This is a genomic window from Flavobacterium flavipallidum, assembly GCF_038289905.1.
GTDB classification, from domain to species: domain Bacteria; phylum Bacteroidota; class Bacteroidia; order Flavobacteriales; family Flavobacteriaceae; genus Flavobacterium; species Flavobacterium flavipallidum.
The window spans coordinates 35264-49634 of sequence record NZ_JBBYHU010000010.1; the positions used below are offsets into that span (position 1 = coordinate 35264).

9 protein-coding genes are annotated in these 14371 nt (G+C 36.6%); all 9 read right to left on the minus strand.

Annotated features, from left to right (window positions below; genetic code table 11):
* Position 1: 1 nt before the first annotated feature.
* The 9 genes from AAEO59_RS07050 to AAEO59_RS07090 all read right to left on the minus strand — a co-directional run bounded on the left by AAEO59_RS07050 (position 2) and on the right by AAEO59_RS07090 (position 14293).
* Positions 2 to 3076, minus strand: a complete 3075-nt coding sequence (locus AAEO59_RS07050; protein ID WP_341700030.1) for a T9SS type B sorting domain-containing protein — start codon at positions 3074 to 3076, stop codon at positions 2 to 4.
* 171 nt (positions 3077 to 3247) lie between these two features.
* The gene (gene metF / locus AAEO59_RS07055; protein ID WP_341700031.1) at positions 3248 to 4201 is read right to left on the minus strand and encodes a methylenetetrahydrofolate reductase [NAD(P)H]; all 954 of its coding nucleotides are present in this window, start codon (positions 4199 to 4201) and stop codon (positions 3248 to 3250) included.
* Between the two features lie 99 nt (positions 4202 to 4300).
* Entirely contained in the window at positions 4301 to 6985 is a 2685-nt protein-coding gene (gene metH / locus AAEO59_RS07060) for a methionine synthase (protein ID WP_341700032.1), read from the minus strand.
* A 248-nt stretch (positions 6986 to 7233) separates the two neighbouring features.
* Positions 7234 to 7680: a hypothetical protein gene (locus AAEO59_RS07065; RefSeq protein WP_341700033.1), complete on the minus strand. Its 447-nt coding sequence runs from the start codon at positions 7678 to 7680 to the stop codon at positions 7234 to 7236.
* A gap of 14 nt (positions 7681 to 7694) precedes the next feature.
* A complete protein-coding gene (locus AAEO59_RS07070) occupies positions 7695 to 8696 on the minus strand; it encodes a homocysteine S-methyltransferase family protein (protein ID WP_341700034.1) in 1002 nt (333 codons plus the stop codon).
* Positions 8697 to 9088: 392 nt separating this feature from the next.
* Complete coding sequence (locus tag AAEO59_RS07075; RefSeq protein WP_066328690.1) at positions 9089 to 10141, minus strand: NAD(P)/FAD-dependent oxidoreductase; 1053 nt, start codon at positions 10139 to 10141, stop codon at positions 9089 to 9091.
* A 103-nt stretch (positions 10142 to 10244) separates the two neighbouring features.
* Positions 10245 to 10823, minus strand: a complete 579-nt coding sequence (locus AAEO59_RS07080; RefSeq protein ID WP_341700093.1) for a precorrin-2 dehydrogenase/sirohydrochlorin ferrochelatase family protein — start codon at positions 10821 to 10823, stop codon at positions 10245 to 10247.
* A gap of 54 nt (positions 10824 to 10877) precedes the next feature.
* The gene (locus tag AAEO59_RS07085; RefSeq protein ID WP_341700035.1) at positions 10878 to 12968 is read right to left on the minus strand and encodes a nitrite reductase; all 2091 of its coding nucleotides are present in this window, start codon (positions 12966 to 12968) and stop codon (positions 10878 to 10880) included.
* Positions 12969 to 13048: 80 nt separating this feature from the next.
* Positions 13049 to 14293, minus strand: coding sequence for a sulfate adenylyltransferase subunit 1 (locus AAEO59_RS07090; RefSeq protein WP_341700036.1), 1245 nt, complete (start codon positions 14291 to 14293; stop codon positions 13049 to 13051).
* Positions 14294 to 14371: the final 78 nt, after the last annotated feature.

The following is a 14371-nucleotide window of genomic DNA, read 5'->3' on the forward strand; positions in this document are numbered from 1 at the left end:
ATTACCTTTTCAAAGCAAAATGCCCTCTGTAAATTTTATTATTTTCTCTAAACACCTCAAACCAATAATCATCTGAAGGCAATTGGTAACCATTAAAAGTGCCGTCCCATGAAGAAGTGTTTCCAAACTCTTTTAAAAACTTTCCGTATCTATCAAATATTCTCGTTCTCAAATTAAACTCTGTCTCTGAAAGTTTCACTGCCCAAGTATCATTATAACCATCACCATTGGGAGTAAAAAACTTAGGAAAATTAAGTATATAGACTATTTCTTTGGTTTCACCACAACCTTTCTTATCTCTAACATTAACCACATATGTTCCACTTAACAAACCGGTAAAAACATTTTCATCCTGATAATAAATTCCATCCAAAGAATATTCATAATCTCCTAAACTGGACGAATCCAAATGCACAGTTATCGTATTTTGATTATCGGTCCAGTCTACAATTTCAACAGAACTAATTGTTGCCTTATTGGAAAGTATGACAGAAAAATTATGAGTAGTTGAACAAATCACTGCACCATTATTCTTTGTCACCGTTACCGAATAATTCCCCACAGCGGAAACATTGACTGTTTGCGTTGTTTCGCCTGTTGACCATAAATAACTGTCAAAACCTGCTCCTGCATCAATACTCACATTTGAGTTTTCACAAAGCGACACCTCATCAGCGATAGGAATTACAGGATTCGAAAACAAAGTCAGCACCACTTTTACTACCTGATAACATTTATCATTCGAATCCACTCGGGCATAAAGCGTTGTTACACCAGTATGCAAATTATAGGTATTTGTAGAAACTATTTCGTTAGAACCATTTTGATTTTGAGCAGCAGCAATAGAAGTATAAAAACGAATTTGCGTCGATGAATCAGAGGTAATCAAGCTATTATAAGTCAACAAATCGACTATTTCAACCCCATCATTCAAATCATCACAAAACGAATCCGCTACATCATTTACAACCAACGTTGGCGTACTTATTTCCACAGTAACAGCAAGCCTGTTCACACTTGCACAACCATTCAATGTTTGTGAAGCATAATACGTTTTCCCGTCAATCAATGGAGTTGTACTTTCTAAAACAGTTCCATTTGCAGCTGCATCATACCAAACAATTGCTGTTCCTATAGCTTCTAAAAAACCAATGGTTGCATTTTGGGTCGAACAAAAATCCTGAGTTATATTTCCTGTTGGCGCAGCTGTAGTTTGAATATTTATTGTCACAGGAATTCTTTCGCTTTCGCAAGTAGTAAGAGTTTGCGATGCATAATAAGAAACACCATTAGCTAAAACAGTTGTTCCAGGCAACAAAGTTCCAGACGAAGATGCATCATACCATTTTAAATTAGTTCCTGAAATAGCAATATCATTTAAAGTTTTATTATCCTGTGCACAAAAAGTTTGAGGAGAAACAGCAACAGGAAGTGGCTCACTATTAACATATGGATTTATCACTACTTCTGCAGCCACAAGAGAGCTACAGCCCAAATTATTTTTTATCAAAACCTGATAAGTACCGGCAACTAAATTATTTTTAGAATTTGCAGTTCCCCAGTTAGTCCCTCCATCAAAACTATAAGCTGCAGCAATATCCGTAACTGTAATAGTTCCTGTTCGAACAATACAATCAGGTTGAATCACTGTAACTGTTGGCGTAGGCGGATAACCCGGCGGCACAGCAATATTTACTGTAGCAGCAGCCGTTTCACACAAAGAACTGTTTCTGGTTTTCACCAAATAATCACCCGGAATCAATCCTGTTTTTACATTACTACCTTGCCATGTTTGTCCGTTATCAAAACTGTATTCAGCATTTGAACTAGTCACGGTAATTGTCCCATAAGGATTAGTACAAATTACCGGCTGAATTACCGAATAAGTTGGTACTGCACTCGAAGCAGCAACACTATTAATATGCGCCACAACCGGGCTCGAGGCACAGCCCGAATTTAATTTAGCCGTAACATTATAATCTCCGCCTGCCAAACCTGAAAAAACACCCGATATCTGGTAATTCACTCCATCAATACTATAGGTTGTATTAGCTGCTGTAGTAATATTAATCGTTCCCGAAGGCAGGTCGCAAGTAGGCTGAACGGTTATAAAAGTTGGCGCCACCGAACCCGATTTGACAACAATCGTTATTTCATTCGAAAAAATACGGCAGTTTGAAGACGAAATATTAGAACTATCAGCCGTAGCTAATCGGTATTTAAAAGTACCAGCTGCGCCGGAAGTGAAAGTATAATTAGCCGAATTAGCTCCTGAAATATCTGTCCAGCTCGTTCCTCCATCAGTACTCGTTTGCCACTGATAGCCTATAGTTGTATAAGCCGAAGACGAAACTGAGCCTGATAAGGTAATCGGTTTTGATTCGCCCTCACAAACTTCTAAATTAGTAGTTGATTCATTTTGAATAACCGAAGTAACCGTAGGCCCACAAGCTCTAAAAGTAATATCATCCAAAGCAATATCATTTCCGGGCGCTGCCCCCACCTTATTATTCCGCATTCGGATGACAACCGTTGAAACTCCTGATGGCGTGGTAAAATAAAATCCGTATTGTTTCCATACAGCAGTTGATGACAACCCAATATCTCCCGTATTATAAGTTCCTAAAATTGTTCCGCTCGTATCCTCAATTGTAAAAGTAATGTTTGGCGGACTATTATCTCGACTTACTAAAAGATTCATAATCCAAGCCGCAAACTCATAAGTAGTTCCCGGACACAGACCCGTAACCGTATTTTTATAAAAATAATCTGTTGTAGAAAAACTAGCATTCACTACCATCATATAACCGCCACCAGTATGATCTGTAGTAGTCCACCAGGTTCCAGATGTATTTGTTCTACTTTCAATTGTATAAGAACCATCACTTGGAAAATCGGCACTGGAATAGGTATAACTGGTTATGCCCGAACCTAAGGCTGCCCCATGAGAAGCAGTCCCTGTTCCAAAATCTAATTTCACAACAGGGTCTCCTAAACTCCCGGTACATAATTGCGCCTTCGCTGTGGTAAACGAAAGACAAATACAAAATACCAAAACCCAAAACCTCTTAACCAAAACCACAATTTTAACTTAGTAAAGTTAAAACTTAACTAAGAAATCCTATTATTTTTGAGGTTAACCAAGGGAATTTTGAGGTAAAATCAGAGGGCTTCCTTTTTAATCTTAGTTACAAAAAAACCCGAATGACAAAATCATTCGGGTTACTTACAATAGATTTAAAAATTTCTAAAATACCTGACTGGCTATTTTATGGATATTATCTGATTTACCCATTGAATAATAATGCACACATGGAGCACCAAACTCAATTAATTCTTTGGATTGTTGCACTGCAAAATCAATTCCAATCTGACGAACAGCCACATTATCTTTCGCTTGTTCAATTGCTGAGATTAATTCTTGTGGCATATCCAACCAAAATACCTGTGGCAACAATTGCAAATGACGTTTTACTGAAACCGGTTTAATCCCAGGAATAATTGGCACATCAATTCCAATGGATCTCGCTGCTTCTACAAATCTAAAATAGCGCTGATTATCAAAAAACATTTGGGTTACAATATAATCGGCACCGGCATCTACCTTCTCCTTCAATCGTTTCAAATCAGCCTCTAAACTTGGCGCTTCAATATGTTTTTCGGGATAACCTGCTACACCAATACAAAAATCAGGAGCATTTTCCAATGGCAATTCGCCATGTAAAAACTTCCCATTATTCATGGCTTTGATTTGCTTAACCAAATCAACCGCATAAGCATTTCCTCCCACTGTAGGCTCAAAATACTTCTCCCCTTTCATTGGGTCGCCTCGTAATGCCACTAAATTTTCTATTCCTAAATAATGACAATCTACCAATAAATATTCCGTCTCTTCTCTTGTAAATCCGCCACACAAAACGTGCGGAATGGCATCGACACCATATTTATGTTGGATAGAAGCACAAATCCCAACTGTCCCTGGACGCATACGAGTGATACGACGATCAAAAAGTCCGTCTTTTTCAATGTACACATATTCTTCTCTCGAAGTCGTTACATCAATAAAAGGAGGCTTAAACTCCATTAAAGGATCTATATTAGCATATAAATCTTTAATATTACTTCCTTTTTGAGGCGGTACAATTTCAAAGGAAAACAAAGGTTTACCTTTTGCTGCTTCTAAATGTTGTGTTACTTTCATATTTCCTCCCCCGCCCCTCCTAAAGGAGGGGAGATTGGGTATATTTTAATTAAACAATTTTTTATTCACTCCTCCCCTTTAGGGGAGGTTGGGTGGGGATTAATCTGCAATATTAGGACTTAACCATTTTACGGCTTTGTCAGTTGAAATACTTCTACGTTTGGCATAATCAACCACCTGATCTTCTTTTATTTTCCCCAGTCCGAAATACCTGCTTTCTGGATTTCCAAAATAATACCCCGAAACTGATGAAGCAGGCCACATTGCCATACTTTCGGTCAAAGTTACACCAATTTCCTCCTCTACTTTTAACAATTTCCAAATCGTTGGCTTTTCTAAATGGTCCGGACAAGCCGGATATCCCGGTGCAGGACGAATTCCTTTATAGCTTTCTTTTATTAATTCTTCATTAGACAAAGACTCTTCAGCATCATAACCCCAAAATTCTTTACGTACTTTTTCATGTAAATATTCAGCAAAGGCTTCGGCGAAACGATCACCTAATGCTTTAACCATAATAGAATTATAATCATCTAAATTATTGCGATATTCATCAGCCCATTCGTCAACACCAAAACCGGTCGTTACACAAAAAGCCCCTATATAATCAGTCACTCCATTGTCTTTTGGCGCAATAAAATCAGCCAAAGCAATATTTGGTGCTCCTTTGGTTTTTTGTGACTGTTGACGCAAAGTCAGGAATTTTTCTATCTCTTTTCCTTTTTCGTCGTACAATTGAATATCATCATCATTTACCTGATTAGCCGGAAAAATGCCGTAGATTCCTTTGGCCTGCAATTTCTTTTCTTTCAAAATCACATCCAGCATTGCCTGAGCATCTTTAAACACAGACGTTGCCTGCTCTCCTACTACTTCATCCGTCAGGATAGCAGGATATTTTCCGTATAATTCCCATGTTTGAAAAAACGGTGTCCAATCGATATAAGGAACCAACACATCCAAATCAACTTCTACACTTTTTGTCCCAATGAAATTTGGTTTCTTTGGCGAATAATTCGCCCAATCCAATTGTAATTTATTTTTACGGGCATCTTCAATAGACAGGAAATTTTTATCTCTCGAACGATTTAAAAACGACTCTCTAAAAGCATCATATTCTTCTCGAATTCCAGCTGTATAAGTTTCTTTATTATCATCTAATAAATTTCCTGCTACCGTTACCGCTCTCGAAGCATCATTTACGTGAACTACAGTTGCTTTGTATTGCGGTGCAATTTTCACGGCTGTATGTGCACGCGAAGTAGTTGCTCCACCGATCATCACCGGAACTTTCATATTGCGTTTATCCAGTTCTTTGGCCAAAAACACCATTTCGTCCAGCGAAGGCGTAATCAAACCACTCAATCCGATGATATCTACTTCGTGTTCCAAAGCTGCAGCAATAATTTTTTCCGGAGGAACCATTACACCCAGATCAATAATCTCGTAATTATTACAAGCTAACACCACCGAAACAATATTTTTACCAATATCGTGCACATCCCCTTTTACGGTTGCCATCAATATTTTTCCGTTTCCTTCTTTGTCTCCGGCTTGTTTTGAAGCTTCAATAAAAGGCAATAAATAAGCCACCGCTTTTTTCATTACACGTGCCGATTTTACTACCTGTGGCAAGAACATTTTCCCGGAACCAAACAAATCCCCAACAACATTCATCCCCGCCATTAAGTTGATTTCGATTACTTCGATAGGTTTTGTTGCTGCTAAACGGGCTTCTTCCACATCTTCTTCAATAAAAGCATCAATTCCTTTTACTAATGAATGTGTAATTCGTTCCTGCACCGTTCCTGAACGCCATTCCTGTACTTCGGCTTCTGTGTTTTTAGAACCAGTTCCTTTTACACTTTCAGCAAAATCCAATAAACGTTCCGTAGCATCATCGCGTCTGTCCAAAATCACATCTTCAACGTGCTCCAACAAATCTTTTGGAATATCATCATAAATGGTCAACATCTCCGGATTTACAATTCCCATTGTCATTCCGGCTTTGATAGCATGATACAAGAAAACCGAGTGCATGGCTTCACGCACCACATCATTTCCTCTAAAAGAAAAAGATACATTACTCACACCACCACTGATGTGTGCATGTGGTAAATTTTCACGAACCCATTTAGTTCCTCTGAAGAAATCCAAAGCATTCAAACGGTGTTCTTCCATTCCTGTCGCAACTGGAAATATATTCAAATCGAAAATAATATCCTGTGGCGGGAAGTTTACTTTGTTTACCAAAATATCATACGAACGTTGGCAAATTTCGACTCTTCGATCGTAATTATCAGCCTGACCTACTTCGTCAAAAGCCATCACAATTACCGCCGCCCCATAACGTTTGATTAATTGGGCGTGATGAATAAATTGCTCTTCTCCTTCTTTCAACGAAATCGAGTTTACCACACATTTTCCCTGTACTACTTTCAATCCGGCTTCAATAATGTGCCATTTCGAACTGTCAATCATAATAGGCACACGGGCAATATCCGGTTCGGCAGCAATCAGGTTTAAGAATTTCACCATTGCATATTCACCATCAAGCATTCCCTCATCCATATTGATATCGATGATTTGTGCTCCACCTTCTACCTGCTGTCTGGCGATATCTAAGGCTTCATCGTATTTTTCTTCTTTAATTAATCGAAGAAATTTTCTGGAACCTGTTACATTGGTACGCTCACCTATGTTTACAAAAACACTCTCCGGCGTAATAATTAACGGTTCTAATCCCGATAAAACTAAATTTCTTCTTGCTTCTGCTTCTGCCATTTTATTTTTATTTTTATTCGTCCAAGCATTGCGAGTTCCGATAGCTATCGGAACGAAACAATCTCACTATCGACATCATCATTTTTGTCATTCCTGACAAACTAGACGTTTTATATTTTTTTTCACGCAGATTTTGCAGATAGAGCAGATTTCTTATCTGCTAAAATCAGCTGAATCTGCGTGATTTATTTTTTTTATTCTCTTTTTAGACACGAACATGACGCTTGCGCTAGCTGTGAAAACTTAAATCATTTCCATTTAGATTTTTCAATATATTCACTTGTCCTACCTTCATCGTAAATATAATATTTAACTTTAGTAAAACCAGCCTTAACTAGTTCAAGTGAATCAGGTTGTAATTCTTCATCTAAAACAATATAATTTTCATAAGGGTTTTTTAAATTATATTTTACCTTATAAAATTTACTGAGACGATTACTATTGTTTCCATAAACTATCATTGAACCTACTATTCTTTCTCTATAATAAAAATAATATTTTATAGAAATAGACTTCGAATGATTTTTATATCTTGTTGTGAATCCAATAGTTTGCCCTTTAAATGTTCTTCGATATTCCTCAATTTTATGTTTTTCATAATAATTAAAAAACAACAAGACAAATACAATTGCTACGAAAACAATAATTCCTACATAATTGCCTTTCTTATTTTTTATTTTATCCGTTTGATCCACATTCAACTATTTTATTACAAACTCGCTGTCGAAACCCTCGGTTTATAATCCTTAGCAATATCGGCAATTAATCGAATATGATCTGGGGTTGTACCACAACATCCTCCAATAATATTTACTAAATTATCATCCAGATAACTCTTAATTTGTGCCTGCATTTCCTGTGGTGTTTCGTCATATTCTCCAAAAGCATTTGGCAATCCTGCATTAGGATGCGCCGACACATTGAAAGAGGTATGCGAAGACAAGGTTTGCAAATAAGGTTTCAACAAATCGGCTCCTAAAGCGCAATTGAATCCTACACTCAACAATGGAATATGTGAAACTGAAATCAGGAAAGCCTCCACCGTTTGTCCGGAAAGTGTTCTTCCGGAAGCATCGGTAATGGTTCCTGAAACCATAATTGGAATATCAATCCCTCGTTCTTCTTTTACTTCTTCGATAGCAAAAAGTGCTGCTTTGGCATTCAGCGTATCGAAAATCGTTTCTACCAATAACAAATCACAACCACCATCCATTAAAGCTTCTACCTGTTGTTTATAAGCAATACGCAAATCATCAAAAGTTACCGCTCTGTATCCCGGATCATTTACATCCGGCGACATCGATGCCGTACGGTTTGTTGGGCCAATTGAACCTGCCACAAAACGTGGTTTTTCGGGATTTTTAGCTGTGAATTCATCAGCTACTTTTCGGGCAATTTTTGCCGATTCGTAGTTCAGTTCATACACCAAATCCTCCATGTGGTAATCGGCCATACCAATTGTTGTTCCGGAGAACGTATTGGTTTCAACAATATCAGCTCCTGCTTCAAAATAAGCAGCATGAACCTCAGCGATGGCTTTAGGTTGGGTCAACGACAATAAATCGTTGTTTCCTTTTAAAGGATGTGGAAAATCCTTGAAGCGCTCGCCTCTAAAATCTTCTTCCGAAAAATTGTAACGTTGCAACATGGTTCCCATTGCTCCGTCGAGAACGAGTATTCTTTTTTTGATTTCTTCCTGAATGCTTGGCATAACTTATTTTTTATTTTCCTGCAAGGTCTGTTTTGACCTTGTAGGTATCTAATTCTATACTAATACCTACAAGGTTTTTAAAACCTTGCAGGAGTAATTTTCCAAAAACAATTGTGGCTCTATAGCCCCGATTGTAGCGGAAATCCTTGTGGCGGCAGGCATTTATGCCGACACAAGATTAAAGCGAAAAGCGGGAACTATATTCCCTAAAATGCCTCATGCTGTGCTCCTAATTATTTTCCAAATTTGGAAATGCAAAGTAAAGCAATAGCCTTACCACTTGCAAGTGTTTTTTAAAGTTGCTGAGTTACAAAGTACCAAAGTTAAAAATCTAAAAAAAGGCTCTAAGTTCAACAAACTTAGAGCCTTTGTTTTAATATCTCAGTAACCTTTTAGTTAATTGCTTTTACAACCGCTTTAGGTGCTTCTTTACGGGTACCGTCAAATCCATCAACTCCAGAAACAGTGGTGTATTTCAACACATAACGTTTTCCTGGATTGATGATTTGGTAAGCTGCCTGACACATTAAAGTTGCTTCGTGGAAACCACAAAGAATCAACTTCAATTTACCCGGATAGGTATTGATATCTCCGATAGCAAAAATACCAGGAATGTTAGTTTGGTAATCCAAAGCATTGTTTACTTTGATGGCGTTTTTCTCGATTTCTAAGCCCCAGTTTCCGATAGGTCCTAATTTAGGCGTTAATCCGAAAAGTGGAATAAAGTAATCACAAGGAATGTTACGGTGTGCTCCGTTTTCTTCTAAATCTACTGATTCAACATGCTCTGCACCGTTGATTCCAACAACTTCTGCAGGAGTAATCAAGTGAATTTTTCCTTTATCTTTTAATTCCTGTACTTTTTCTACTGAATCCAAAGCACCACGGAATTCGTTACGACGGTGCACTAAAGTCACTTCTGAAGCTACATCAGCTAAGAAGATACTCCAATCCAAAGCAGAATCTCCTCCTCCGGCAATAACTACACGTTTGTTACGGAATTCTTCAGGATTTTTGATGAAATATTTTACTCCTTTATTTTCGTAAAACTCGATATCCTCGATTAAAGGTTTTCTAGGTTCAAAACTTCCTAAACCACCCGCAATAGCAATTACTTTAGCATGGAATTCAGTTCCTTCATTAGAAGTAACAATAAAACTTCCATCTTCTTGTTTAACGATAGTTTCAGCACGTTCACCAAGTGTAAATCCTGGCTCGAATTGCTTAATTTGCTCCATTAAGTTATCTACTAAATCACCCGCTAATACTTCTGGGAATCCAGGAATATCATAGATTGGTTTCTTTGGATACAATTCAGCTAATTGTCCACCCGGTTGCGGTAAAGCATCTAAGATGTGACATTTTAATTTCAATAAACCTGCTTCAAAAACGGCAAATAAACCAGTAGGACCGGCTCCTATTATAAGGATATCTGTTTCTATCATTTTTTATTTATTTATAATCATTCTTAATAATTGCAAAGAAACGAAAAAAATCAAAATAAGGACATGATTTAAATCATTCGTTTATTTACGAATTACATTTTTTTTATTTATTTTTTAATGACTGAGTAATCTCATTCATTTTGTGAACTTTTTCTTCAAAATCTCCTTTCAGATTATTTCGATAATCATTAAGGTTTTGTACCATTTGATTAATATCTTCCGGTATAACCTCCTCAAAAAACTCTCTCAAACGTTTGGCTGTTGTGGGCGATTTTCCATTGGTTGAAATTGCAATCTTTACATTTCCTTTGGTTACGATTCCTCCTAAATAATAATCACATAAATCAGGTGTGTCGGCAATATTGCATATCAAATATCTTTTTCGGGACAATTCATATATGCGTTTATTCACCTTTAAATCATCTGTACAAGCGATTACCATATGGCGCTTTTTCAACATTTTTTTCTTGAACTTCTTATTAGTCAATTTTACAGCAGGGTGTTTTTCTGCCAGGGTAACTAATTCTTCAATAAAACGCGGGGCCACCACCTCAACTTTAGCGTTAGGGCTCGATTTAAGTAAAAAAGATAGCTTTTCTAAACCTACATTCCCTCCACCAACAATAAGTACGCTTAGGTTATGCAGTTTTAAAAATATTGGATACAATTCATTGCGCTCCAAGCTATTTGAATTGTTACCAGCGGTATCTTTTATATCACTCATCTTATCTATAATTTATGCTTGAGCTAAATCCTGCTCTCTGTAAGCTTCTAATTTATTGAAAAACACAACTGCTTGCTCAATGTATTGTTTTGCGAAAGCTTCATTAGGCTCGTTTTTATTGATTTGGTAAACCAATTCTCTAAAAGAAGTTCCTAATTCAATTTTATTAGCTTCAACAAAAACACTATCGAATGAATCAATGATTCCGGCGTGTGTATTAGTTTTTTCTTTTTCAGCTAATAATAAAGCTTTGGCTCCGTTTACAAATCCTGCATAAGCTAAGTAAATAGCATCTGACCATTTTTGTTCGTTCACAGCCTCATTAGCAGAATCAATTTTTTCTTTAGCTTCGAATAACAAAGTCGCAACTAAGTCGATTACAACTCCGGCACATTCTCCAACACCTACCGCTTTTACGTAATTGTCAGCATTACCCCAGTCAACGAAATCAGCTTCAGTAAGATTTGTTACATCTGCCAATGGTTTTAAGAATTCATAGAAATACTTTTCACCTTTCGCATCATAATAATCTAAGAACTTAACACCATTAGCATTTGCTTCAAAATCATTTAAAATTAAACGCAAAGCTTCAGGACCACGACGGCTAGGAATTTTGATTACTTTATCAGCAAAACGACCGTTTCCGTTTGATAAATTACCACCACCTAACAATACTTGTAAAGCCGGTGCTACTAATTTTCCTGAGTTGATTGACATTCCTTGGAAACCAATTTCAGCCATATTGTGCTGACCACAGGCATTCATACATCCACTGATTTTAATAGCAATTTCAGTATTATCAAGATATTGTGGATATTCTGTTTTGATTACTCTTTCAAGCTCATCAGCAATACCAGTACTACTTGCGATACCTAAATTACAAGTATCAGTCCCAGGACAAGCTGTGATATCACCAATGGTATTGTAACCTAAATGAACCATGTCTAATTTAGCTAACTCTTGGTAGAAGAATGGTAAATTTTCTTCTTTAATATTACGGATGACAATGTTTTGACGTAATGAAAAGCGCAATTCATTAGCTCCGTAGTTTTTAATCAAATCAGCTAATAATCTCGCTTTGTCAATGTAAAAATCTCCTAAAAGTACTTTTACACCAATTGCAACATAACCTGCTTGTTTTTGAGCAATCACATTTGATTTTTTCCAAGCTTCATAAGCCGCAACATCTTCGATAGTTACTGTTGGCACTTCTAACAATGGCTCAGCAATTGAACCTTCAAAAGCAGTAGTATCAATTTCGTAAGAATGGAAAGGCAAAGCTTTTTTCTCTTCTTCTACCAAACGTAAAAATTCGTCACGTCCTAAATCTTTGATTAAGAATTTCAAACGTGCTTTTAAACGTTTTGCTCTTTCACCATAACGGTCAAAAATACGGATTACACCTTCGGCAGTTGGAATAATTTGGTTTACAGGAACGAACTCAGAAAGTAATTCGGCATGAGAAGGCTGAGAACCTAATCCACCACCTAACATGATTTTGAAACCTTTTTGTCCGTCTACAATTTTAGGAATAAACCCTAAATCGTGTAAATAACTCAAAGCAGAATCTTTCTCAGATGAAGAGAACGAAATTTTGAATTTACGTCCCATTTCCTGACAGATAGGATTACGCAATAAATATTGGAACAAACCATGAGCATAAGGTGTTACATCAAACGGCTCATCTACATCCACACCTGCTAATTCACTTCCTGTAATATTACGAACGGTGTTTCCACAAGCCTCTCTTAAAGTAATATCGTCTTTAGCCAAATCAGCCCAAAGTTCAGGAGTTCTGTCCAAACTCACATAGTGAATTTGAATATCCTGACGTGTCGTAATGTGTAAACGACCTGTAGAATATTTTTCTGAAACATCCGTAATTCTTCTTAATTGCTCACTGCTTACTTTTCCGTAAGGCAATTTGATACGAATCATTTGTACACCTTCTTGACGTTGCCCGTAAATACCACGAGCTAAACGAAGACTACGAAAACGCTCGTCGTCAATTTTTCCACCACGGAATGCGTGAATTTTTTTCTCTAAATCGATAATCTCTTTTTGGACAATCGGATTTTCTATTTCTGTTCTAAAACTTTCCATTTCTTCTTACTATTAGTTGTTGGTTGTTGGTTGTTGGTTGTCGACAGTGTTCCTATCAACTAAATCCCTTCAACCATCAACTATTTTATAAAACCTACTCCTGCAGTTGTATTCGTATTAGGATCAATTAAGATGAATGCTCCATTTGACTTATTATCTTCATAAGAATCAAAATACAAAGCTTTGCTCAATTTAATAGATACTTCACCAATTTCGTTAATTCCTAATTGAGTGGCTGGTGTAGTTCCTGAATAATCAGTTGCAATTACATTTTTAATTGCATCAACCTTTGCTAAAACTCTGTTTGTATTATGTTGCACCAAATATTTAGTTCCTGCAACTAATTTTTTGCTATCCATCCAACAAACAGTTGTTGTGATTTCTTTTTCAACTTTTGGCAACTCAGCTGATTTTACAATCATATCTCCTCTAGTCACATTGATATCATTTTCTAATTCAATTGTGATTGAAGAACCGGCAACTGCTTCATCATATTGTTTATCAAAGAAGTGAATTTTAGTCACAACAGATTCTGTTAAAGAAGGCAATACCGTAACAGCATCTCCCACTTTAATATTATTTCCGTTCAATTTTCCGGCGTATCCTCTAAAATCGTGGTATTCTTCGGTTTTAGGACGAATAACCGTTTGAACCGGGAAACGTGCTTTTCCATTATCATAAATATCTTTTGACTCTAAAGCTTCTAAATGCTGTAAGATTGTTTGTCCTGTGTACCAAGGCATTTTTCCTAATGATTCCACAACATTATCTCCAGTTAAAGCACTTAAAGGAATGTAGCTTACATTTTGTTCTTTGTAAGAACTCTTAGCATTCAATGCTTGGAAATCAGCTTTAATTTTATTAAAAACTTCTTCTGAATAATCCACTAAGTCCATTTTGTTGATTGCTACAATCACATCTTTTACTCTCAATAAGTTATTGATGAAAAAGTGACGATACGTTTGTTCAATTACTCCTTTACGAGCATCAATCAAAATGATGGATACTTGCGAAGTTGAAGCACCGGTAACCATGTTACGTGTATATTCCACGTGTCCCGGAGTATCAGCAATGATATAACTTTTCTTAGCTGTAGAAAAATAAATATGCGCTACGTCAATTGTAATTCCTTGTTCTCTCTCAGCAACTAATCCGTCAGTAGCCAAAGAAAAATCTAAATAATCATATCCTTTTTGCTTACTGCTTCTTTCAATTGCTTCTAATTTATCTGTAGTCAATGATTGTGTATCATACAATAACCTTCCGATTAATGTACTTTTTCCATCATCTACACTTCCTGCTGTTGCTATTTTTAAAACTTCCATTCTAACTATTTTGTTTCAGTTTTAAAGTTTCAGGTTCTTTCGAAACTTAAATCTGTATGTTTTTTGATTCTTCTAACT

Coding starts and splice junctions, on each gene's coding strand:
- AAEO59_RS07085 (WP_341700035.1), bottom strand. CDS start 12,968: ATGGAAAGTTTTAGAACAGAAATAGAAAATCCGATTGTCCAAAAAGAG.
- AAEO59_RS07090 (WP_341700036.1), bottom strand. CDS start 14,293: ATGGAAGTTTTAAAAATAGCAACAGCAGGAAGTGTAGATGATGGAAAA.
- metH (WP_341700032.1), bottom strand. CDS start 6,985: ATGGCAGAAGCAGAAGCAAGAAGAAATTTAGTTTTATCGGGATTAGAA.
- AAEO59_RS07075 (WP_066328690.1), bottom strand. CDS start 10,141: ATGATAGAAACAGATATCCTTATAATAGGAGCCGGTCCTACTGGTTTA.
- metF (WP_341700031.1), bottom strand. CDS start 4,201: ATGAAAGTAACACAACATTTAGAAGCAGCAAAAGGTAAACCTTTGTTT.
- AAEO59_RS07070 (WP_341700034.1), bottom strand. CDS start 8,696: ATGCCAAGCATTCAGGAAGAAATCAAAAAAAGAATACTCGTTCTCGAC.